Source organism: Corynebacterium axilliensis (assembly GCF_046097495.1).
In the GTDB taxonomy this organism is placed as follows: domain Bacteria; phylum Actinomycetota; class Actinomycetes; order Mycobacteriales; family Mycobacteriaceae; genus Corynebacterium.
Map to the genome: position 1 here is coordinate 2406720 of NZ_CP175768.1, position 21578 is coordinate 2428297.

Consider the following 21578-nt stretch of genomic DNA (forward strand, 5'->3'; position numbering starts at 1 on the left):
GCCACCGCGGGCCCTCAGCAGGCTCTAGAAGCGGGAGAAGCGCTTGGTCAGCATGTCCTGCAAGCCCTTCCAGGACTCCGCGTGCTCGGTGTACGGCTTGGACGGCACGTAGCCGGCGTGCTCCGTGGAGCCGAGCATGTAGCCCAGGTAATCCTGGAAGCGCGGGTGCTCCAGCATGTAGGAGTTAATCGAATCGTCGCCCGCCCAGTCGGCAGCGTCCGCGCACACCTCGTAGCAGCGGCTCATCTGCTCGGCATCGACGGACTCGGGGCCCTTCTCGATGTCGTGGACGATGCCATTGAAGGTGTACTGGTTGTCCGGGTGCACGGTGACGTCGAGCTCGCCGGCGTTGGCCGCGGCGACGACCTCTTCCCACGTGGAGACCTTAGCCAGATCGTGGTCATCATTTTCCATGATCCAGCGGATGAGCACCTTGGACGTGGGGAAGGTGAAGATCTCGCCCCATTTGCCCAGGAATACCGGCTTGCCGTCGAGGTAGGTGCGCAGGGTGTAGACCGACTTCTGGTCCGCGGTGATCTTCACCGGGTCGATGCCGGCGGCAGCCCACGGGGAGCTGTCGTAGGGGTCGGCGGCCTCGGCGGCTGCCTTGCGCTCCTCCTCGGCCTTGGTGCGGGCCTCTTCGGCGGCGGTGGTGGCCGCGGAGATGCGCGTTGCGGCGTCGGCAGTAGCGGCGTCGTCAAAGTCAGACGACGGCACGACCTTGACTACCTTATCCAGGTCCTCAATGACCTCGCGCCAGTTGGCGTGGACCACGCGGCCCACGCCGGACCACTCGTTCATGCCGGCATCGCCGGCGTAGTGGTCGGCGCCGCGGGCGGTGTTGCGCAGGATGGAGTGCGAGGCGAAGAAGATGACGGTGTGCTCGGCAGCGGCAACCTCAGCCAACGCGCGGGCCATCTCCAGGCAGCGGGCCACGGTGGATACGTTCTCGTGGCTCGGGCGGCCTGCCAGGAATTTCGGCATGGCCACAAGATCGTAGACATCCTTCTTGGACGCAACGACGCGGTTAGCCGGCTGGGAGTTAAAGGCCTCCCACTTGGGGTGGTCAAGCAGGTCGTGCTTCTTGCCGGATTCGAGGAAACACAGCATGGCGGCCTCAGTGGGGAAGAGGAGGATGGACTCATCGTCTCCCAAGAAGGCCTGCCACTCGGAGCCGTTCTGGCGCCACTTCGGCGCCCACAGGGTGTAGAAGTCTCCCTCGCTAAGGGAGAGCTGGACGGGGATGATAGCGCGGGTGTTCATGGGGAAACAGTCTACCCTGTAGGCCTCCAGAACCCTTTGAAAGCCATCCCCATGTTGTTGGTGCGCAGCGGATTGGTCTGCACGGGGCTTCCCGCCTCCACCATTAGCCCATCGCCGGAGTACATGGCCACGTGCCCGTCCCATACCACGAGGTCCCCCGGCTGCAGCTCCGCGGCGCTGACCTGCCGACCCACCGCCTGGCTCTCCGCGGTGCGCGGGAGCTCCACCCCGGCCTGGCGCCACGCCCACTGGGTGAGGCCGGAACAGTCGAATCCGCCGGCGCCCGTACCGCCCCACACGTATGGAGTTCCTACCTGGGACATCGCCGCCTGCACCGCCGCCCGGCCCTGGGTGGAGCCGGACGAGTCCGCGGGGGCGTGGGCGGCCACCGGAGTAGGCACATCAGCCTCGGCGGAAGTGGGGGCGGGGAGTGCATGCCGAGTCACGGTGGTGTTGTCCGGCTGGCTGCCGCGCACCGCCGCCTGCACTGCGCGCTGCGCAATGGGCAGCAGCGGGGCCGAAGCCTGGAGCAGTTCGCCGGCCAGTTGCTTCACGCGCTGCACGGCCCGCGCCACGTACTGCGATGCCAGACAGCGCAGCTTCGCCAACGCCGCGGCGCGCACTGCAGGGACAGGAATAAGTAGCCGCAGCGCAATAGGGAAACCGCGCTGGAGAAGCTCGATGCCGAGGCGGAGCAGATCCCCCAGAGTGGCCCCGATAAGCCGGCGAGCCTTTCCTAGGGCTGCCTCGATGGTGGAGCGGTCCTCCGCCGCCACACGAGCCGCAGCGAGAAGCGGGGCGGCATTGCCGTGCGCGATGTCCGCCAGGGGACGCGCGGCAGCAAGATCCGGCACTGCTGGAAGGCCTACGTGCGGAAGCTGCTCTGGTTGCAGGCGCGCAATCTGCGCGATGGCGGTCTGCAGCATCACGCACCTCCTAAGGCAGCGGCCAGTCCGTCGTCGGAGTCCTCGGCCTCCCTAGCCATGCGGAAGCTTGACTCCGCCACCGCCGTGGCATCGGCCCTTACCTGGGCCAGCCGAGCATCGAGGTTGGAGAGTGCTCCTTCGAGAGCAGTAATGAAGCCACTCAACGTGGGATCGGTGGGAAGTGCGGGAGGTGGGGTGGGGGAGGCCTGGGCGGCGTCGGCAAGCTCGTGCGCTAAACGCCGCGTGTGTTCGGTATCAATCTGAAAGGTCGTCATGACGTATTAGACTGCCCGTCCCACCGATCGGTTCCCGCCCAACTCTTATACAGTGGTGGGCATGGATATCCACGTTGTAGACCACCCCCTCGCCGCCTCCCGCCTGACGCTGATGCGCGATGCCCGCAGCGATAACGCCGCCTTCCGCGCCGCCCTGCGGGACCTGGGCACCATGCTCGTCTACGAGGCTGCGCGCAACCTCCCTGTCGAGCACTTCGACTGCGCCACCCCCGTGTCCACCGCGGAGGGAACGCGCCTCCAGGACCCGCCCATCATCGTCCCCATCATCCGCGCCGGCCTGGGCATGGTGGACCCGGCACTGTCCATGATTCCGGATGCACAGGTGGGATTCATTGGTATGGCGCGCGACGAAGCGACGCACCAGCCGGTGCCGTACCTGGAGGCCCTCCCGGAGGATCTCAGCGGCCGCAGCGTGTTCGTGGTGGACCCGATGTTGGCCACCGGCGGCTCGCTGCTGCACTCCCTCAAGTTGCTGGCAGACCGCGGCGCAACCGACATCACCGCCATCTGCATGGTCTCCGCGCAAGAAGGTGTTGACGCGTTGGCGAACTCCGGCCTGCCCGTCCGTTTGGTGACTGCCGCGATTGACCCGCAGCTCAACGAGGACGCCTACATCGTGCCCGGCTTGGGTGACGCCGGCGACCGCCTGTACGGCCCGCGCAACATCGATCTTTAGCGCGCCGTACGAGCGGACCGCTCAGTGCCACGCGTGGCTGACCTGCGCGGCTAACTGAACCGCATGGTCTAGTTGTAGACTCTCCCAGAAAGGAACCGTGGAGGAGGAAGCAATGATCTCAGAGTTCGTGAGTGAGTGGTTTAGCAGCCACCGCGCGGAGGTCATCGCGTGGCGCCGCCATATTCACCGCCACCCGGAAACCTCGAACAACGAGGTGGAGACGACGCGTTTCATCGCCCGCACCCTGCGCGAGTATGGCCTGGAGCCGCAGCTCTTCCCGGAGACCGGCCTCATGGTGGACATCGGGCCGGATACCGAGCTCGGGCGCTTGGCATTCCGCGCCGATATCGACGCGCTGCCCGTCACCGAGGTCACTGGCCTCGAGTACACCTCCGAGGTGCCCGGCGTCATGCACGCCTGCGGCCACGATGTGCACACCACAATCGCGCTGGCCACTGCCTGCGCGCTGGCGGATCTCAACCGCGAGCACCCGCTGGATTTCGGCGTTCGCGTTATCTTCCAGCCCGCTGAGGAAGTATGGGTGGGTGGCGCCACCGACGTCATCGAGTGGGGAGCGCTGGAAGGCGTGAACTCCATTTTCGCCGTCCACGTGGAGCCGAAGCTGCGCGTGGGCCGCATCGGCGTGCGCGCAGGCGCAATTACCTCCGCGACGGACGTCGTGGAAATCAACGTCACCGGACCCGGCGGGCACACCTCGCGCCCGCACCTGTCGGCCGACGTCGTCTATGCCTTAGGCAAGCTGCTCACGGACCTCCCTGGCTTGCTGTCGCGCCGGGTGGATCCGCGCACCGGCACCGTCCTGGTCTTCGGCCAGGTCAACTCCGGCTACGCCCCCAACGCTATCCCGGAGACCGGCTCGGTGTCCGGCACCATGCGCACCGCTGATATCGCCATCTGGCGCGAGATGCAGACGCTGTTCGCGGAGCTGGTGGAGCAGGTGCTGGCACCCACGGGGGTGGAGCACGAATTGGTCTATCACCGCGGGGTTCCGCCGGTGCTGAACGACGACGTCTCGACCGCCCTCCTCGCCAGCGCTGCCCAGGCCATCGATCCGCAAGCCGTGGTCCAGGCCCCGCAGTCCTCCGGCGGCGAGGATTTCTCCTGGTACCTGGAGAAAGTACCCGGCTCCATGGCCCGCCTGGGCTGCTGGTCCGGGGAAGGGGAGCAGCACGATCTCCACATGGGGGACTTGGCGCCGGACGAGCGCGCGATTGGCGTGGGCGTGAAGCTTTTTGGCTCCGTGGCGGAGCAGTTTGCCAACGTGGAGGAATAAGCTTCCAACCATTAAACTGTGACACGATTTCTATTTAATTTCTTGCAGAAGGAGCGACAGTGTCACAGGAAGCCCCCCGCATCGTAATTATTGGCGGTGGCCCCGCAGGCTACGAGGCCGCGACTGCCGGCGCTAAGTACGGCGCACACATTACGTTGGTGGAGGACCAGGGCCCCGGCGGCTCCTCCGTTCTTTTGGACTGCGTGCCGTCAAAGTCCTTTATTGCCGGCGCAAATATTCAGACCGACTTCCGCCGTGCCGATGACATGGGGCTCAACAACCAGCTCAGCTCGTTGAAGCTGAACCTGCAGGCGCTCAACGGCCGTGTGCAAGCACTTGCCGGCAACCAGTCGCAAGACGTGCGTGACGGTCTGGAGAAGATCGGCGTCCAGGTTATCGATGGCCGCGCGGCGTTCTCTGAGGACCAGAACGGCGTCACGGGCGCCGCCCACCGGGTTGATGTGACCCGTAACGACGGCACCACCGAGACGCTCGACGCTGACCTCGTCCTCGTCGCCACCGGTGCCACCCCGCGCATCCTGCCGGGCGCGCAGCCGGACGGCGAGCGCATCCTTACCTGGCAGCAGGTCTATGACCTCAAGGAGGAGCCGGAGCACCTCATCGTCGTCGGTTCCGGTGTCACCGGCGCCGAGTTTGTCTCCGCCTTCGCGGAAATGGGCGTGCGCGTGACCATGGTGGCCTCCCGTGACCGCATCCTGCCGCATGACGACGCCGATGCGGCCGACGTCCTCGAGACCGTCCTGGCAGAGCGCGGCGTGGAGCTGGAGAAGAACTGCCGCGTGGAGACCGTCTCCCGCACCGAGGACGGCAACGTGGTGGTCAAGACGCAGGACGGCCGTGAGATCCACGGCTCCCACGTCATCATGTCCATCGGCTCCATCCCTAACACCAAGGACCTCGGCCTCGAGCACGTGGGCGTGGCCACCACCAAGTCTGGCCACATTGAGGTCGACCGCGTTTCCCGCACCAACGTGGCCGGCATCTACGCTGCTGGTGACTGCTCTGACCTGTTCCCGCTGGCGTCTGTTGCCGCGATGCAGGGCCGCATCGCCATGTACCACTCGCTGGGTGAGGGCGTGTCTCCGCTGCGCCTGAAGACCGTCGCTACCGCGGTGTTCACCCGCCCGGAGATCGCCGCCGTCGGCTTTACCCAGGCAGAAATTGAGGCCGGTGAGGTCGCAGCCCGCACCATCACGATGCCGCTCAAGACCAATCCGCGCGCCAAGATGCGCTCCCTGCAGCACGGCTTTGTCAAGCTCTTCTGCCGCGCCACCTCCGGTCGCGTCATCGGCGGCGTCATTGTCGCCCCCACCGCCTCCGAGCTCATCCTGCCCGTGGCGGTTGCTGTGACCAACCAGCTCACCGTGAACCAGCTGGCGGATTCCTTCGCCGTCTACCCGTCGCTGTCCGGCACCATCACGGAGGCCGCCCGCCGCCTCGTTGCCCACGACGACTTGGAGTAGACCTCCACAGTCACTTGCCTAGAGGCCCAGCGCGCTGACTGCATGCTGGGCTTCTTCCATAGTGAACTTCTCGCCGTACTCACTGGTGAGCTGGTCCAGGAGTCCAGCGCCCGACATGGCAGAGAACTCCTGGTAGCTCTCCGCTGACTGTACTGCCTCCTCCATCCAGTCCGCATTGACGTTGTCAACGGCGTACTGGGCCTGCTCCGCAGTGAACTGCTCGCCGTATTCGGAAGTGAGCTGGTCATAGAGCTTGGCCTTGGAGAAGCCCGAATACTCGATGTAGCTCTCCGCGGATTCGAGGGCTTCGGCATTCCAGTCCACGGTGATGTGGTCCATCGCGTACTGGGCCGCGTCAGGAGTGTACTGCGATCCGTATTCGCTGGTGAGCTGGTGGTACAGCTTCGCCTCGGAGAAGCCGGAAAAATCGAGGTAGCGCTGGGCCGCACGCAGGGCATTTCGGTACTCCTTCGGAGCATCGTCATCGGCCTGGGCCGCGGTGGCGGGGGAGTCCTGAGACACCAGTTCCGCAGCAGTGGAATCGGTGTTGACATCGGTTCCGGAAGCGAACGACGCGGACACTGATGAGGACGCGGAGTGCGGGGCCGCATCGTTGCCGGAGCTGCCGTTCACTGCGATGCTGCCGAGAAACAGAACCGCGACTGCGCCGGCGCCCCACGCGAGGCACCCGTGCTTCTTCTTTTTTCGGCTGCGGGGCAGGCTGCGCTGCTGTTGGGCCTTCGGGGAACTGCGGGGCGGCGTAGGGGTTGGTGTGGTTGGTCATGAGAGAGCGGCCTCTTGAGTGAGAAAAAGAGTGAACGCGAAGCATCATGACACTCGCTCCAGACATGGGGTAGACGTGCTTCGAATGTGTGGACGAATCTGAAGTCGAACCAGTCCGGGTGTCTGCGGCACTCTGCAGATGTGTGGAGAGCGTCGTCGTCAGGAGGGCCCAACTTAGGGGAGCCTGGAGTGAACCAGTGGAGCGTGAACGGGGGCGGGGTGCCACTGGAGTGGTGCGTGCGAATAGATAGTCGGAGCAGCGTGCAGCCGGTATGTGCTGGAATTCTTTTCGCTTGATCCCCGAGTTCTACGTATGGACTGAATTTCTGTTAACCGATATGTCAATTCTCGCCCACGTGTCCGTCACGGGCACTACTGTGGAGTCTGCATCTCGCTTAATTGAAAGGATTACAGCAAGTGTCTGATACCGCCCAGAAGTCCTTCTCCAAGATTCTGGTGGCCAACCGCGGCGAGATTGCCGTGCGTGCCTTCCGTGCCGCCTTTGAGGTGGGCGCGAAGACCGTGGCCATCTACCCGAAGGAGGACCGCAACTCCTTCCACCGTGCCTTTGCTAATGAGGCCGTCCGCATTGGCACCGAGGGACAGCCGGTCAAGGCATACCTCGACATCGATGAGGTTATTCGCGCCGCTAAGAAGGCCGGCGCCGATGCCATTTACCCCGGCTATGGCTTCCTGTCAGAGCGTGCTGACCTGGCCCGCGCCTGCCGGGACAACGGCATTAAGTTCATCGGCCCCACCGCTGAGACCCTGGACCTGACCGGCGATAAGGCCGCAGCCGTGGCCGCCGCGGAAGAGGCTGGGCTGCCGACGTTGAAGGACTCGGAGCCCTCGACGGACGTCGACAAGCTGGCGGAATACTCCAACGACTTTGAGTTCCCCGTGTTCGTCAAGGCAGTTGCCGGCGGTGGCGGCCGCGGTATGCGCTTCATTGAGAACGAGGCGGAACTGAAGACCAAGTGTGCGGAGGCTTCCCGTGAGGCGGAGGCCGCCTTCGGTGACGGCAACGTGTACCTCGAGACTGCTGTCATCCGTCCGCAGCACATTGAGGTGCAGATTCTGGCGGACTCCCAAGGCCACGTCATGCACCTCTTCGAGCGTGACTGCTCCGTGCAGCGCCGCCACCAGAAGGTCGTCGAGATCGCCCCGGCGCCGACGCTGGACCCAGAGCTGCGTGACCGCATCTGTGCGGACGCCGTGAAGTTCTGCGAGCACATCAACTATGAGGGCGCCGGAACCGTGGAGTTCCTCGTCGATGAGAAGGGTAATCACGTCTTCATCGAGATGAACCCGCGCGTGCAGGTGGAGCACACCGTGACCGAGGAGATCACGGGCGTGGACATTGTGAAGTCCCAGATGCAGATTGCGGCCGGCCTGTCCCTCGAGGAGCTCGGCCTCAAGCAGGAGGACATCCACATCAACGGTGCTGCCCTGCAGTGCCGTATCACCACCGAGGATCCCGCCAACGGCTTCCGCCCCGATACGGGCACGCTGACCCAGTACCGTTCGCCGGGCGGCGCGGGCGTGCGTCTCGACGGTGCAACGGCCGTCGGCGCCGAGGTCTCCCCGAACTTCGACTCTCTGCTGGTGAAGATGACCTGCCGCGGCGTCAACTTCGAGCAGGCGGTGGCCCGTGCGCAGCGCGCGCTCAATGAGTTCACCGTGGCCGGTGTGGCCACCAACATCGGCTTCCTGCGCGCCCTGCTGCGCGAACCGGACTTCGTCACCACCCGCGTGGACACCAGCTTCATCCCGGAGCACCCGGACCTGCTTAAGGCCCCGCCGGCTGTGGACGAATCCGGCCGCATCATTGACTACATCGCGGACGTCACCGTCAACAAGCCCAACGGCGAGCGCCCCACCACCTTGCGTCCCTTCGACAAGATGCCGGACCTAGACTACGAGGCGGCCCCGCCGCGCGGTTCGCGCGACGACCTGCTGGAGCTCGGCCCGAAGAAGTGGGCCGAGAAAATCCGCAAGCAGGATGCCCTCGCGGTCACCGATACCACGTTCCGTGACGCCCACCAGTCCCTGCTGGCCACCCGCGTGCGCGGTACCGCCCTGGTCACCGCGGCAGAAGCCGTGGCCCGCATGACCCCGGAGCTGTACTCCGTGGAGGCCTGGGGTGGCGCGACGTACGACGTTGCTATGCGCTTCCTCAAGGAAGACCCATGGGTGCGCTTGGACCTGCTGCGTGAGGCTATGCCGAACCAGAACATCCAGATGCTGCTGCGTGGACGCAACACCGTGGGCTACTCGCCGTACCCCAACGACGTGTGCAACGCGTTCGTTCAGGAGGCGGCAAAGTCCGGCGTTGACGTCTTCCGCATCTTCGACGCGCTGAACGACGTCTCCCAGATGCGCCCCGCCATCGATGCTGTCCTGGAGACCAATACCACCGTGGCGGAGGTCGCCATGGCGTACTCCGGCGATATGTGCTCGCCGAATGAGAAGCTCTACACGCTGGACTACTACCTCAAGTTGGCCGAGGAGATCGTCAACACCGGCGCCCACGTGCTGGCAATTAAGGACATGGCCGGCCTGCTGCGCCCGGAGTCCGCGTCCAAGCTGGTCATGGCTCTGCGCAAGGAATTCGATCTACCGGTCCACGTCCACACGCACGATACCGCGGGCGGCCAGCTGGCCACCTACTATGCGGCAGCGCTGTCTGGCGCCGACGTCGTCGACGGTGCGTCTGCACCGCTGGCCGGTACCACCTCGCAGCCGTCCCTGTCTGCCATCATCGCGGCGTTCTCTGATTCCGCGCGTGACACCGGCATTTCCCTCAAGGCCGTCTCCGATCTGGAGCCCTACTGGGAGGCCGTGCGCCAGCTCTACCGCCCGTTCGAGAAGGGCATTCCGGGGCCGACCGGCCGCGTCTACCGCCACGAGATTCCGGGCGGTCAGCTCTCCAACCTTCGCGCGCAGGCTAGCGCGCTGGGACTGGAGGACCGCTTCGAGGTCATCGAGGACACCTACGCGGCTGTGAACGAGATGCTGGGCCGACCGACCAAGGTGACCCCGTCCTCCAAGGTCGTGGGCGACTTGGCGCTGCATCTGGTGGGCGCGGGCGTTGACCCGGCGGACTTCGAGGCCAACCCCACCAAGTACGACATTCCGGACTCCGTCATCGCCTTCCTGCGCGGTGAGCTCGGTACCCCTCCGGGTGGCTGGCCGCCACTGCGTGACAAGGTCCTAGAGGGTCGCACGATTGGCGACGTCACCGTGAAGCCAGTCCCGGAGGAGGAGAAGGAGCACCTAGTCTCGGATAACTCGACCGAGCGTCGTGCCTCTCTGAACCGCCTGCTCTTCCCGAAGCAGTTCGAGGAGTTCAACGAGTTCCGCCGCACCTTCGGTAACACCGAGGCGCTCACGGACACGATCTTCTTCTACGGTCTGGAAGAGGGCAAGGACTACATCGTCCACTACTTCCCGGAGGGCTCCAAGGACCGCGCGAACCTTACCCCGATCACCGTGCGTCTCGACGCTATCGGTGAACCGGACGAGAAGGGCATCCGCAACGTGGTGCTCAATGTCAACGGTCAGATTCGCCCGCTCAAGGTGCGCGACCAGAACATCGAGTCCAGCGTCCCCACCGTGGAGAAGGCGGATCCGTCCAACGAGGGCCACGTGGCCGCTCCGTTCGCCGGCGTGGTGAACCCGACCGCCAAGGTGGGCGACGAGGTCAAGGCCGGCGACCAGATCGCCGTCATCGAGGCCATGAAGATGGAAGCGTCCATCTCCGCCACAAAGGACGGCACCATCGAGCGCGTCGCCATTGGCGCCGCCACCAAGGTTGAGGGCGGCGACCTTATCGCCGTCATCAATTAAAGCCGTCAACAATTAAAGCCGCCGAACCCCCTCCTGCCTGGAACAAACACCAGGGAGAAGGGGGTTCGTGCGTTTGTGTTATCGCCTCGGAGGCTTGTGCTGCTAGAAGCGCTTGAGCATCACTTGGGCGTCTGGGCGGCCGGGGACCACAATGTCGACGAAGCCTTCGGACTCATAGAGCTTGCGGGCACCGGTGTTCTCGGGTTCGATCCAGAGCGATACGGCTGGGGCCTCTTGGGCCTCAGCGAGGTCGCAGGCGTTGCGCAGGAGGCGTCGTCCAGCGCCCAGGCCCCTGTAACGTGACTCCACGGCGAGGAAGAGCTCAGGAATGTCCTCCGGATCGAGGTCGGTGGCCCACTGGGATTCGTCGAATGGGTCGGCCTCTGGGTTTCCGGTGTAGGCTGCACCCTTCTGCTCGGTGGTGTAGTAGCGCAGCCAGGCTCCGCCGACGGGGACGCGGTGGCTGGAGACGGCGATGACGCCGCCGTCGACCTGCGGTGACCACTCATCAATGTAGAGCCCCACATCCGGCGTGTGGAAGTCCCCAAGGTGGGCGTTTTCATCACCGAGGACATCGGCGAGGAAGAGGAGACGGGAGAGATAGGTGCGGTCGTGCTCCTTGGCTAGCCGCACTCCGAATTCGGAATCGTTGACGCTCATGCCTTTCGAGGCTACTTGATCTCCAGAATCGGCTCGCCCTTGTTGATCTGCGCGCCGGTGGCGACCTTGAGGTCGGTGACGGTGCCGGATTTGTGGGCCTTGACGGGGTTTTCCATCTTCATGGCCTCGAGCACGACGACGACGTCGCCTTCTGCGACCTCCTGGCCTTCCTCGACGGCCACCTTGATCACGCTGCCCTGCATCGGTGCGGTCACTGCATCGCCGGACACGTTGGCCTGTGCACCGCCGCTCCGGCGCTTCTTCGACTTCTTGCGCTGCTGGCCGCCGCCCAGCAGTAGATTGCTGGGCAGGGCTACCTCGAGGCGGCGGCCGCCGACCTCCACGACGAACTTCTGGGAGTTCTCCTGCGCTTCTGGTTCGACGGAATCCTCCGCTGCGGGAAGCTCGTTGACCCACTCTTCCTCGATCCACTTGGTGTAGACCGTGAAACTGCCGTCCTGCGCGGCAAACGCCGGGTCGCTAAGAATGGCTTGGTGGAAGGGAATGACGGTGGGCAGGCCCTCGACGCGGTATTCCGCCAGGGCGCGGCGGGCGCGCTCGATGGCGGTGGCGCGGTCCGGTCCCCACACGATGAGCTTGGCCAGCATGGAGTCGAACTGGCCGCCAATGACGGAACCCTCACGCACACCGGAGTCCACACGCACGCCGGGGCCGGCCGGCTCGGTGTAGCCGGTGATGGTGCCCGGGGCGGGAATGAAGCCGGCAGCGGCATCCTCGCCGTTAATGCGGAACTCGAAGGCGTGCCCGCGCGGGGCAGGATCTTCAGTAATGGAGAGCTCACGGCCCTCAGCGATACGGAACTGCTCGCGGACGAGGTCGTAGCCGGTGGTCTCCTCAGTGACGGGGTGCTCCACCTGGAGGCGAGTGTTGACCTCAAGGAAGGAGATGAGGCCGTCGGAGCCGACGAGGTATTCCACCGTGCCGGCGCCGTAGTAGCCGGCTTCGCGGCAAATGTGCTTGGCGGACTCGTGGATGGCGGCGCGCTGCTCGTCGGTGAGGAACGGGGCAGGGGCTTCCTCGACAAGCTTCTGGAAGCGACGCTGCAGGGAGCAATCGCGGGTGCCCATGACGACGACGTTGCCATGCTGATCCGCCAGGACCTGAGCCTCAACGTGGCGGGCCTTGTCCAGGTAGCGCTCTACAAAGCACTCGCCGCGGCCGAAGGCGGCGGTGGCCTCGCGGGTAGCGGACTCGTACAGGTCTGCGATCTCCTCGCGGGTGTGCGCGACCTTCATGCCGCGGCCGCCACCGCCGAAGGCGGCCTTGATGGCGATGGGCAGGCCGTGCTCGTCGGCAAAGGCCTCAACCTCCGCGGCGTCCTTGACCGGATCCGGGGTGCCGGGGGCCATGGGGGCGTCGGCGCGCTCAGCAATGTGGCGAGCGGTGACCTTGTCACCCAGGTCCGCGATGGACTGCGGGGAGGGGCCGATCCAGGTCAGGCCGGCGTCAATGACGGCCTGGGCAAACTCGGCGTTCTCGGACAAAAAGCCGTAACCGGGGTGGATGGCGTCGGCGCCGGACTTAGCGGCGGCGTCGAGAAGCTTGGCACTGTCCAAGTAAGACTCTGCCGAGGTCTGGCCGCCGAGGGCGAAGGCCTCGTCCGCGAGCGTGACGAAGGGAGCATCGGCGTCGGGCTCGGCGTAGACGGCGACGGATGCAATACCGGCATCCCGTGCCGCGCGGATAACGCGGACTGCGATCTCACCGCGGTTGGCCACGAGGACCTTGGTGATGTTCTTGGTTTCAACTGCCACGGCAGGAACCCTCCTCCAAAAATTGTGATAGGACTGCGTACTATTCTTGCACACCAAAACATGCGAACATTGTCACGTGTCCAAAAAGAAAACCCGCACCAGCGCGGATGCGGGCTTCGTTGAGGCGCGTTGTTCACGCCAATGTTAGCGCTCAACGGGCATGCGGATCATATTCCCCCACTCGGCCCACGAGCCATCGTAGACCCGCGCGGAGCTAAAGCCCAGCAGGTACTTGAGCACGAACCACGTGTGTGCGGCCTGCGCGCCAACGTGGGAATAGAGCACCGTTTCGGTCGCCGGCTCCAGATCCCCGTAGTTGATCTCGAGCTCGTTGTGCGCGCGGAAGCAGCCGTTGGGGTACACCGCGCGGTCCCACTCCAGGTTGGAGGCGCCGGGGATGTGGCCGTGCGTCATCGTGGTGCCGTAGGGAGACTCCCCGTTTCCCGAGGTGCGCGCGGCCTCGCCGCCATACTCCTCGGGGCTGCGGGTATCTACCAGATTGGCGGAGGCGCCGCGCAGTTCCTCGACGAAGATGCGCGCCGTGTCATCGAGAGTGACCTCCGGGTAGGAGGACACAGGGAAGTCGGGCACCATGAAGGACGTATCGCGCTCCTCAGACATCCACGCATCGCGTCCGCCATCCAGAATGCGCACGTCCGGGTGGCCGTAGAGTTCGAAGACCCACAGGGCGAAGGCGGCCCACCAGTTCGACTTGTCGCCGTAGAAGACCACGGTGTCCTCGCGCTCAATTCCCTTATCTCGCATGAGCTCGGTGAAGCCCTGCTCATCAATGAGGTCGCGCGTCGTGGGGTCCATCAACTCCTTCTGGAAGTTGATGCGGGTGGCGGTGGGGATGTGGCCGATGTCGTAGAGGAGGGAGTCCTCGTCGACCTCGATGACCCGCAGGCCTTTCACGCCCAGGCGCGCGGACAGCCACGGTGCGGATACGAGACGCTCAGGGTGCGCGTACTCCTGGAAGGGGGGATTCGGGTCAAAATCGGCCACAGTCCACCTACCTTTTCATTAGAAGGAATGGTCGCCTCAACTCTAGCGCGGATGACGGGTGAGTGGTCACCCGGGGGAAACTTTTGTGGTGTTGGATACACATGGCCTGCGAAATCAGCCCCGTTACAGTCACTGGTTATAACAACCGTGCAGGTCAGGGGATGGAGTGGTGTGTGAGCTTGACTTTTGGGGGGTAGCAGCTTTGACAAGCGCAGAGTGTGTGACTGAGTTATTTTAGGAAGTGACCCCGCAAATTACCCCAACGAAAGGGATTAGCTGTGCATAAGGCAATCGTCGTCTTCGAGGTCGAGGGCGGTTCTGACAAGCAGTTCAACGGCCATCGCAAGGACACCCTGCCCATTGTTGACTGTATTAAGGATGCAGGCTGGCACGCAGAGGTTGTGTTCTACCGCCCTGAGTGGTCCGAGAAGCTCTTCGAGTACGTCTCTGAGAACTTTGATGCCTACATTTCCCGCGTGAACCCGGGCAACATCCCGGGCGGTGAGAAGGGCTACTTCGACCTGTTGAGCAAGCTTGCTGAGGCTGGCCTGGTCGGCATGTCCACCCCGGCCGAGATGATGGCCTACGGCGCCAAGGACGCACTGGTCAAGCTCAACGACACCGACCTGGTGCCGTCCGACACCGCGGCCTACTACGACGTGGAATCCTTCCACAGCACGTTCCCGACCTCTCTGTCCTACGGTGAGCGCGTCCTCAAGCAGAATCGCGGCTCCACCGGCTCCGGCATCTGGCGCGTGCGCTTGGCGGATGAGTCCGTTGCCGAGTCCGTCGAGCCGGGCACCGCGCTGCCGCTGGACACCAAGCTCAAGTGCACCGAGGCCGTGGACAATCACACCGAGGAGCGCGAGCTGGGCGAGTTCATGGACTTCTGCGACCAGTACATTGAGGGCGATAACGGCATGCTCGTGGACATGCGCTTCATGCCGCGCATCGTGGAGGGCGAAATCCGCATCCTCCTCGTCGGCCCGGACCCGGTATTCGTCGTGCACAAGAAGCCGGCCGAGGGCGGCGACGCCTTCTCTGCCACCCTGTTCTCCGGCGCGAAGTACACCTACCAGAAGCCGGAGGAGTGGCAGGAGCTCATCGACATGTTCGCGGAGGTTCGCCCGGTGATCGCTGAGAAGCTCGGCGGCGATAACATCCCGCTGATCTGGACCGCGGACTTCATGCTTGCTGATGGCGACGATGGCCAGGACACCTACGTTCTGGGTGAGATTAACTGCTCCTGCGTGGGCTTCACCTCGGAGCTGGACATGGGCATCCAAGAAAAGGTGGCCGCCGAGGCCATCAAGCGCGTGGAGGAAAAGCACGCCTAATGCGGAACACTTATTACTGAGTGTTTCATTCTTGCTCTTCCCTCTCTCCATGCATTGTTAAAACCAGTGTGTGGTGAGGGGGATTCCCCGTTTTGGGGCGTAGTCCCCAAACCGTGCTGCCAGTGAAAGGGATCTCAGGTACGTTGAGACTGGTACACACAACTGCTCTCCTAGATTTCTCTATGAAAGGACTACCGAGCACATGACGAACCCCAACCAGTTCGGCGAGAACGGCGAAAACAACAACAACGGTTTCGGCGGCGGCTTCGGCTCCGACTACACCCCGAACCACTCTGCTGATTCTGCCGCTGACTCCTCGGCTGATTCCTCCTCCAATCAGGGCTTCGGCTGGGGCGGCCAGTCCGGTTTTGGTTCCCCCTCCCAGGACTCCGGTTTCGGCAGCTACGGCGACAACTCCGCCCAGGGCTCCACCGACTCCCACGCCGCTGAGGAGTCCGCCTCCTCTGCGGGTAGCTACGGCGACTCTGCATCCGCCGTCCCGGCGTCCGAGTCCGCGGATTCCTCCTCCGCCTCTGAGGCTTCCTCCTCTTCCTCCTACGGAAACTACTCCGACGATTACTCCAGCCCCCAGAGCACCTCCAACGAGGGCACTGCGGCGCAGGGCTCGGGCTTTGGCCAGCAGCCGACCGAGACTTTCGGCGCGCAGCCGGACTACAACCAGTCCACCGCTCAGTCCTCTGGCTTCGGCGGCTACCAGCAGGAGCAGCAGTCTTCGGGCTTCGGCTCCCAGACCCAGACTCAGTCCCAGGGCTTTGGTCAGCAGGAGCAGCAGAACAACGGCTTCGGTGCTCAGCAGAACCAGGGCTTCGGCTCCCAGTCCCAGGGCTTTGGCCAGCAGGTCGCCCCGTTCGGTGCAGGTGCCGCTAACCAGCAGCAGTACCCGCAGCAGAACAACCAGGCTGGACAGGCCAACAAGGGTGGGGGCTTCTTTAAGGCCCTGTTTGATTTCTCCTTCAAGAACTTCATCACCCTGGATTTCGCGTCCTTCATCTACATCCTGACCGTCATCCTGGGCGCCATTTTCTGGGCAGTCACCGTCCTCTTCTCCTTGTCGGCCTTCGCAGACAGCATCCTGCTCGGCTTCCTGGCCTTCTTCCTGACGTTGATTCTGGGCGGTATCCAGTACCTGCTCTACGTCATCGGAGTTCGCCTTGTCCTGGAATTCTTCGTGGCGAACATCCGCACCGCGCAGAACACCTCCCAGCTGGTGGAGCAGGGCGAGAAGACGTCGACCAAGTAGCGTCAGACGTAGCTTCCGCACATAAGCGCAATCCCGCGGCCTCTTTCGAGAGGACCGCGGGATTTGTGGTTGTGGTGGGTTAGTCCAGGAGACCGGCGACGGCGTCCGGTGAAGCGTCGGAAAGCATCTGGCGTAGGCGGTCGTACTCGTCATCCTCGCCGATAGCCTGCGCGGCATGCGCGAGGGTTGCGATGGCGCGCAGAACGCCCTGATTCGGCTCGTGAGAGTAGGGAACCGGGCCCCAGCCCTTCCAGCCATTGGCGCGCAGGCGGTCGAGGCTGCGGTGGTAACCGGTGCGGGCATAGGCATACGCGGTGATGTAGGCCGTCGGCAGGGCCTCGTCCTCCCGCAGGCGGGCCAGCTCCTTCTCCGCCAGCAGCGCCCACAGCAGTGGCGAATTGGGGTGGGCTACGATGCCTGCCTGCAGATCGTCGGTGGCACTCGCCCCCGGATCCTCCGGGAGTTCGATGGGCTTCGGTGCAAGCATGTCTTTCATTTCCATAGGACACACCCTAGCGGGATTGCCAGAAAGATGACACGGACAGATCGAAAGAATACAGCGCGCGGCGTAGCACCGGCAGGGACAAGCCGATGACGGAGGACGGATCGCCCTCGATACGGTCGATGAACCAGCCGCCGATGGCCTCCAAGGTAAAAGCCCCGGCGCACTCGAGGGGCTCACCGGTGCGGGCGTAGGCGGCGATGTCGGCCTCGGTCGCCTCGGCAAAGTGCACCGTGGTGCGGGAGGCCTCCTCGAAGCGCTGCCCACCGAAGAGGACGCAGTGGCCGGTAATGAGCTCGGCCGTGCGGCCGGCCTGGGCGCGCCAGCGCTCTACCGTGGCGGCCTCGGTGTGGGGCTTGCCCTGCAATTCGCCGTTGAGAAGCAGCATGGAATCGCCACCCACGACGACGTCGTCGGGGTACTCCGGCGCGATGGCCTCCGCTTTGGCGGTAGCCAGGGCGCACACGATCTCCGCCGGGAAAGCCCCCTCCAGCGAGGACTCGATGGCGCGCTCGTCCACGTGTGCTGGGGCGATGGTGGGCTCCACGCCGGCGCCGCGCAGGATCGACGCGCGGGAGGGGGACTGAGAGGCCAGAACTATGCGCATCGTTAGCGGCCTAGTAGTAGCGGACGTTGCGGAAGGCGGACGGGTTGAACACGTCGCCCGGCTGGCCCCACAGGTCGCGCGCGGAGCGCGTGTCGGCAGCCTTAGCGCGGGCTTCCGAGTCGAGCTGCTTGAGAACGGAGTTCAACGCCTCCACCTCCGCGTCGGTGGGATTGCCGCGGAGCACAGTGAATAGGGGAGTAGTCATAAAACCTCTAGAGAACGATGTTGCCGTGCTTCTTCGGCAGGGTAGGGATGATCTTGCGGTCCAGCAAACGCAGCCCCTCAACCAGGGAACCGCGGGTGGCCGCCGGGGTGATCACGGAATCCACCAGGCCGCGCTCCGCAGCCTGGTACGGGGTGAGGTACTGCGCGGCTTCGTCCTCGCTCAGCTCCAGCTCGGCGGCCAAAGCAGCGGCGTCCGCCACAGCAATCTCTGCGGTGGGCCAGGCGTAGGACAGGTCCGCGCCGAGCTCCTTCGAGCCGAAGGCAATGTAGCCGGTGCCCAGGGCGCGGCGCACGATGACGCTGATCTTGCCCACGCTGGCTGCCGCGTAGGCATGCACGAGCTTGGCCAGTGCGGACTTCTCCACGGTGAGCTCGGGGGCGTCGACGAACTCGACGATGGGGGTGTTGAACGCATCGCACAGGCGGATAAAGCGCGCGGCCTTGGAAGCCGCCGCGGCGTCCAGGGTGCCGCGGTTGGCCACAATACCGATCGTGCGGCCCTCGATGCGGCCAAAACCGGTAAACACACCCTCGACGCGTGCGCCGATTTCGTAGACGTCCTCGCAGGTGGCGGTGACCACGTCTGCCAGATCGACCGCACCGTCATCGCCCACGAGGGAATCCAGGGCGCGGTCGGCGTCGTTGATGTTGTCCTCGACGGAGCCGGCCACGATGGTGGCGTCGGTACGCGGGGCGGCGGCGCGGTTGTTGGACGGCAGGTAGGACAGCACGCGCTTGGCGACGTTCACCTCGTGCTCACCCTCCGTCGTCAGGTCGCCGTCGGGGGCAATGGCGACGTCGGAGAGCGCGGCGACCAAGGAGGCGTCCTTGGAGTCGGCGTAGACGGCGGTGACCTGCGGGATGAGGCCGGAGGCCGTGGTGGCACGGGCGAGGATGCGCGCCTGCATGGCGGAGGAAACAATGCCCTCCTGGGCGCGCGGCTTATCGCCGGCGACGAGGGCCACGATGGGCACGCCGGTTTTGATTGCCAGGTCGTAGAGCTTGGTGACCTTCTCGCCGTAGACCTCACCCATCGTGCCGTCGAAAAGCGAAGCGTCCTGGGCGTAGGCGCAGACCTTGCGGCCATCCACGGTGCCGTAGCCGGTGACTACGCCGTCGGTGTAGGGGCGGATGTGCTCGCGGCCGAACTCGGTGGAGCGGTGGCGGGCCAGCGCATCGGTCTCCACGAAGGAGCCGGCGTCAAAAAGCGCCTCGATGGCGCTGCGGGCGGCCGGGACGTCTCCCTGCGGCGCGCGGGACTCAGTGAGCTTGGAGCTCAGAATCCTCAATCTTGCCAGCGGTCGTCTTCAAGTCAGTCATGGCTCACTAGTCTAATACAGCGCGGGCACAAGACTTGAGGCGTGCCGATCAGAGTGGGATTCAGAGCGGGATATTGCCGTGCTTGCGAGCAGGCCGGGACACGCGCTTGTCGGAGAAGAACCGCAAGCTCTTGGCAATGGTGCTGCGGGTTTCGGAGGGGTCAATGACGGAGTCAATAAGCCCCCGCTCCGCGGCCCGGTAGGGGTTGAGCATGTGGTCTTCGTACTCTCGCTCAAAGGAAGCCACGAGGTCAGCCAGGTCGTGGTCGCTTAGACCTGCGTCGCGGGCGTGCTGGACTTCTCTGCGGTGCAGGAAGCCGACGGCGCCGGCGGCCCCCATGACCGCAATCTGGGCGGTGGGCCAGGCCAGTGTGACGTCCGCGCCCAGGCCCTTGGAACCCATGACGCAGTAGGCGCCGCCGTAGGCCTTGCGCAGCGTGACGGTGATTTTGGGGACGGTGGCCTCGCCATAGGCGTAGAGCAGCTTGGCGCCGCGGCGCAGGATGCCGTCGCGTTCCTGCTCGGCACCGGGGAGGAAACCGGGGACGTCGACAAGCAGCACGAGCGGGATGTTGAACGCGTCGCACGTGCGCACGAAGCGCGCGGCCTTCTCGGAGGAGGCAATGTCGAGGCAGCCGGCCAGCACCTGCGGCTGGTTCGCCACAAAACCCACGGTGTGGCCCTCGATGCGGCCGAAGGCGGTGACGATGTTTTCAGCGCGCCCGGCCTGGAGCTCCAAAAAATCGCCGTCGTCAGTGAGGGCCTCGATGACCGCCTTCACGTCGTAGGGCTGGGTGGGGGAGTCCGGGATGAGCTCATCCAGCACGTGCTGGCCCGCGGCTTCTGCGCCGTGCTCGTCATCCGGGCCCTCGACGGGCTCGACTGGTGGGAACTCGCGGTTGTTGGCGGGCAGGAAGGCCAGCAGGTCGTGCACCCAGTCCAGGGCGTCCTCGTCGCTGGTGGCGGTGTAGTGCGAGTCCCCGGCGTCGGCCATGTGCATGCGAGCACCGCCGAGCTCCTCCTGGGTGACCTCCTCACCGGTGACGGTCTTGACCACGTCGGGGCCGGTGATAAACATCCGAGAGGTCTGGTCCACCATGACCACGAAGTCAGTCAGCGCCGGGGAGTAGGCATTGCCGCCGGCGCAGGCTCCCATGATGACCGAAATCTGCGGGATGACCCCGGAGGCCTGCACGTTCTGATAGAAGGTCTGGGCAATCCAATCCAGGGAGACCGCACCGTCCTGGATGCGCGCGCCGGCGCCCTCGTAGAGGCCGATGAGGGGACGCCCGGACGTGATGGCCAGCTCCATCACCTTGATCATCTTCTCGCCGTGGACCTCTCCCAGCGCACCGCCGAAGACGGTGCCGTCCTGGGAGAAGATGCAGACCTCGCGGCCGTCGATGGTCCCCCAGCCGGTAATGATGCCGTCGGTGACCGGGCGCTTCTTGTCCATCCCGAAGTCAGTAGTGCGGTGCACGGCCAGCATGCCCGTTTCCACGAAGGAGCCAGGGTCCAGGAGATAGTCCACCCGCTCGCGCGCGGTGAGGCGGCCCTGGGCGTGGAGCTTCGCGTGCGCTTCGGGTCCTACGGGGTGAGCCGCTGCTTGTCGACGCCTCTCCAGCTCAGCAACCTTGGCAGCAGTCCTGGCAGTCCTGGCAGTGCTGGCGGTGCTGGTAGGGCTACTGTGGTTCATGGAACTGAGTGTATCTGGCTGGTGTGTAGCGGCTAGGAGGGCATGGTAGATAAAGAAAGCCCCGCGCGGCGCGGGCCGTGCGGGGAGTGTCTGACGTGGCTTATGCCAGCCAACCGAAGTCCATCAGGAAGAGTTCAACCTCTGCAAGGTCGCCCTCGCGCGGGAAGTCGCCCGTGAGGGCGGCATAGGTCTCTTCGACATCGTTGCGGGTGGCGGGGACGAGGTCGTGGTTGAACAGGTCCTCGGCTACTTGGGCTGCGATGGGCGCAGCGGTAATGGTGTCAAGACCGGTACCGGTGGCGCTCTTGAACGTGTTGGTGATAGCGGAGAAAAATCCGGAAATGGCATTCATTAGTGCTCACCTCTCTTGTCTCTTGTAGGGATGGTACGGGGTTCCGTACCGTTGGGATTCACCAACTATATCGCCCAAAGCCGCAAAACGCTACATGGATTTCAGTAGTAGTTAACTTTTTGTTCACTTTGGTTTCCTGTTGCGTACGTCACTTGAGAGCTATGGCTCTCTGTCGGCGGTGGGTGATTGGCTGGCGCAGCGGGCGTGGAAAACGCCGAAGGACGGCGCCGTCGCGCGGTGCGACAGTGCCGTCCTAGGGGGTGGATTC

The 21578-nt window shown here is 64.6% G+C and carries 19 protein-coding genes; 6 read left to right on the forward strand and 13 right to left on the reverse strand.

The features are described 5' to 3' along the window. Window positions 1-24 precede the first annotated feature (24 nt). Genes ACKFR8_RS11575 through ACKFR8_RS11585 form a run of 3 tightly spaced genes read right to left on the reverse strand, consistent with a single transcriptional unit; the run spans window position 25 to window position 2464 of the window. Entirely contained in the window at window positions 25-1263 is a 1239-nt protein-coding gene (locus tag ACKFR8_RS11575; protein ID WP_408930146.1) for a hypothetical protein, read from the reverse strand. A gap of 11 nt (window positions 1264-1274) precedes the next feature. Then, complete coding sequence (locus ACKFR8_RS11580) at window positions 1275-2189, reverse strand: C40 family peptidase (protein WP_408931017.1); 915 nt, start codon at window positions 2187-2189, stop codon at window positions 1275-1277. Beyond that, a complete protein-coding gene (locus tag ACKFR8_RS11585; protein WP_296133465.1) occupies window positions 2189-2464 on the reverse strand; it encodes a hypothetical protein in 276 nt (91 codons plus the stop codon). The genes ACKFR8_RS11580 and ACKFR8_RS11585 overlap by 1 nt, the downstream gene beginning before the upstream one ends. Window positions 2465-2525: 61 nt before the next feature. Between ACKFR8_RS11585 and upp the strand changes: the two genes are divergently transcribed. From upp to ACKFR8_RS11600, 3 genes are all read left to right on the forward strand, one after another. Further along, window positions 2526-3161 (forward strand): uracil phosphoribosyltransferase, encoded by a 636-nt coding sequence (upp, locus tag ACKFR8_RS11590; RefSeq protein WP_296133463.1) that lies wholly within the window; start codon window positions 2526-2528, stop codon window positions 3159-3161. Window positions 3162-3273: 112 nt separating this feature from the next. Then, the gene (locus tag ACKFR8_RS11595; RefSeq protein ID WP_296133460.1) at window positions 3274-4455 is read left to right on the forward strand and encodes a M20 family metallopeptidase; all 1182 of its coding nucleotides are present in this window, start codon (window positions 3274-3276) and stop codon (window positions 4453-4455) included. Between the two features lie 59 nt (window positions 4456-4514). Next, window positions 4515-5939: an NAD(P)H-quinone dehydrogenase gene (locus ACKFR8_RS11600; RefSeq protein WP_296133459.1), complete on the forward strand. Its 1425-nt coding sequence runs from the start codon at window positions 4515-4517 to the stop codon at window positions 5937-5939. An 18-nt stretch (window positions 5940-5957) separates the two neighbouring features. Here the strand turns inward: ACKFR8_RS11600 and ACKFR8_RS11605 are convergent, their stop codons facing one another. Continuing rightward, entirely contained in the window at window positions 5958-6572 is a 615-nt protein-coding gene (locus tag ACKFR8_RS11605) for an Ltp family lipoprotein (protein WP_408930147.1), read from the reverse strand. 567 nt (window positions 6573-7139) lie between these two features. Between ACKFR8_RS11605 and ACKFR8_RS11610 the strand changes: the two genes are divergently transcribed. After that, window positions 7140-10571: a pyruvate carboxylase gene (locus tag ACKFR8_RS11610; protein WP_408930148.1), complete on the forward strand. Its 3432-nt coding sequence runs from the start codon at window positions 7140-7142 to the stop codon at window positions 10569-10571. A gap of 102 nt (window positions 10572-10673) precedes the next feature. On the opposite strand, the gene ACKFR8_RS11615 is transcribed toward ACKFR8_RS11610, so the two are convergent. The 3 genes from ACKFR8_RS11615 to ACKFR8_RS11625 form a co-directional block, all read right to left on the reverse strand. Then, window positions 10674-11231, reverse strand: coding sequence for a GNAT family N-acetyltransferase (locus ACKFR8_RS11615; protein ID WP_408930149.1), 558 nt, complete (start codon window positions 11229-11231; stop codon window positions 10674-10676). Between the two features lie 11 nt (window positions 11232-11242). Beyond that, window positions 11243-13006, reverse strand: a complete 1764-nt coding sequence (locus ACKFR8_RS11620; RefSeq protein ID WP_408930150.1) for an acetyl/propionyl/methylcrotonyl-CoA carboxylase subunit alpha — start codon at window positions 13004-13006, stop codon at window positions 11243-11245. 144 nt (window positions 13007-13150) lie between these two features. Then, window positions 13151-14011, reverse strand: coding sequence for a sulfurtransferase (locus ACKFR8_RS11625; RefSeq protein WP_408930151.1), 861 nt, complete (start codon window positions 14009-14011; stop codon window positions 13151-13153). A gap of 278 nt (window positions 14012-14289) precedes the next feature. On the opposite strand from ACKFR8_RS11625, the gene ACKFR8_RS11630 reads away from it, so the two are divergent. Further along, on the forward strand, window positions 14290-15348 hold the full coding sequence (locus ACKFR8_RS11630) for a Cj0069 family protein (protein ID WP_408930152.1): 1059 nt from the start codon (window positions 14290-14292) through the stop codon (window positions 15346-15348). A 202-nt stretch (window positions 15349-15550) separates the two neighbouring features. Beyond that, window positions 15551-16609 (forward strand): DUF4282 domain-containing protein, encoded by a 1059-nt coding sequence (locus ACKFR8_RS11635; RefSeq protein ID WP_408930153.1) that lies wholly within the window; start codon window positions 15551-15553, stop codon window positions 16607-16609. A gap of 79 nt (window positions 16610-16688) precedes the next feature. On the opposite strand, the gene ACKFR8_RS11640 is transcribed toward ACKFR8_RS11635, so the two are convergent. The 6 genes from ACKFR8_RS11640 to ACKFR8_RS11665 form a co-directional block, all read right to left on the reverse strand. Further along, window positions 16689-17111, reverse strand: a complete 423-nt coding sequence (locus ACKFR8_RS11640) for a DUF3151 domain-containing protein (protein ID WP_408930154.1) — start codon at window positions 17109-17111, stop codon at window positions 16689-16691. Window positions 17112-17121: 10 nt separating this feature from the next. Continuing rightward, on the reverse strand, window positions 17122-17718 hold the full coding sequence (locus ACKFR8_RS11645) for a Maf family protein (RefSeq protein WP_408930155.1): 597 nt from the start codon (window positions 17716-17718) through the stop codon (window positions 17122-17124). A gap of 10 nt (window positions 17719-17728) precedes the next feature. Next, window positions 17729-17923 (reverse strand): acyl-CoA carboxylase subunit epsilon, encoded by a 195-nt coding sequence (locus ACKFR8_RS11650; protein WP_296133443.1) that lies wholly within the window; start codon window positions 17921-17923, stop codon window positions 17729-17731. Window positions 17924-17930: 7 nt separating this feature from the next. Continuing rightward, window positions 17931-19232 (reverse strand): carboxyl transferase domain-containing protein, encoded by a 1302-nt coding sequence (locus ACKFR8_RS11655; protein ID WP_408930156.1) that lies wholly within the window; start codon window positions 19230-19232, stop codon window positions 17931-17933. A 91-nt stretch (window positions 19233-19323) separates the two neighbouring features. Beyond that, window positions 19324-20958, reverse strand: coding sequence for an acyl-CoA carboxylase subunit beta (locus tag ACKFR8_RS11660; RefSeq protein ID WP_408930157.1), 1635 nt, complete (start codon window positions 20956-20958; stop codon window positions 19324-19326). Between the two features lie 100 nt (window positions 20959-21058). Beyond that, a complete protein-coding gene (locus ACKFR8_RS11665; RefSeq protein ID WP_306508189.1) occupies window positions 21059-21310 on the reverse strand; it encodes a hypothetical protein in 252 nt (83 codons plus the stop codon). Window positions 21311-21578 lie beyond the last annotated feature (268 nt).

What these genes read in the sequence shown, in the direction of transcription:
- ACKFR8_RS11575 (WP_408930146.1), bottom strand. Translation starts at nt 1,263, where the DNA reads ATGAACACCCGCGCTATCATCCCCGTCCAGCTCTCCCTTAGCGAGGGA.
- ACKFR8_RS11580 (WP_408931017.1), bottom strand. Translation starts at nt 2,189, where the DNA reads ATGCTGCAGACCGCCATCGCGCAGATTGCGCGCCTGCAACCAGAGCAG.
- ACKFR8_RS11585 (WP_296133465.1), bottom strand. Translation starts at nt 2,464, where the DNA reads ATGACGACCTTTCAGATTGATACCGAACACACGCGGCGTTTAGCGCAC.
- upp (WP_296133463.1), top strand. Translation starts at nt 2,526, where the DNA reads ATGGATATCCACGTTGTAGACCACCCCCTCGCCGCCTCCCGCCTGACG.
- ACKFR8_RS11595 (WP_296133460.1), top strand. Translation starts at nt 3,274, where the DNA reads ATGATCTCAGAGTTCGTGAGTGAGTGGTTTAGCAGCCACCGCGCGGAG.
- ACKFR8_RS11615 (WP_408930149.1), bottom strand. Translation starts at nt 11,231, where the DNA reads ATGAGCGTCAACGATTCCGAATTCGGAGTGCGGCTAGCCAAGGAGCAC.
- ACKFR8_RS11635 (WP_408930153.1), top strand. Translation starts at nt 15,551, where the DNA reads ATGACGAACCCCAACCAGTTCGGCGAGAACGGCGAAAACAACAACAAC.
- ACKFR8_RS11640 (WP_408930154.1), bottom strand. Translation starts at nt 17,111, where the DNA reads ATGGAAATGAAAGACATGCTTGCACCGAAGCCCATCGAACTCCCGGAG.
- ACKFR8_RS11645 (WP_408930155.1), bottom strand. Translation starts at nt 17,718, where the DNA reads ATGCGCATAGTTCTGGCCTCTCAGTCCCCCTCCCGCGCGTCGATCCTG.
- ACKFR8_RS11650 (WP_296133443.1), bottom strand. Translation starts at nt 17,923, where the DNA reads ATGACTACTCCCCTATTCACTGTGCTCCGCGGCAATCCCACCGACGCG.
- ACKFR8_RS11660 (WP_408930157.1), bottom strand. Translation starts at nt 20,958, where the DNA reads ATGAACCACAGTAGCCCTACCAGCACCGCCAGCACTGCCAGGACTGCC.
- ACKFR8_RS11665 (WP_306508189.1), bottom strand. Translation starts at nt 21,310, where the DNA reads ATGAATGCCATTTCCGGATTTTTCTCCGCTATCACCAACACGTTCAAG.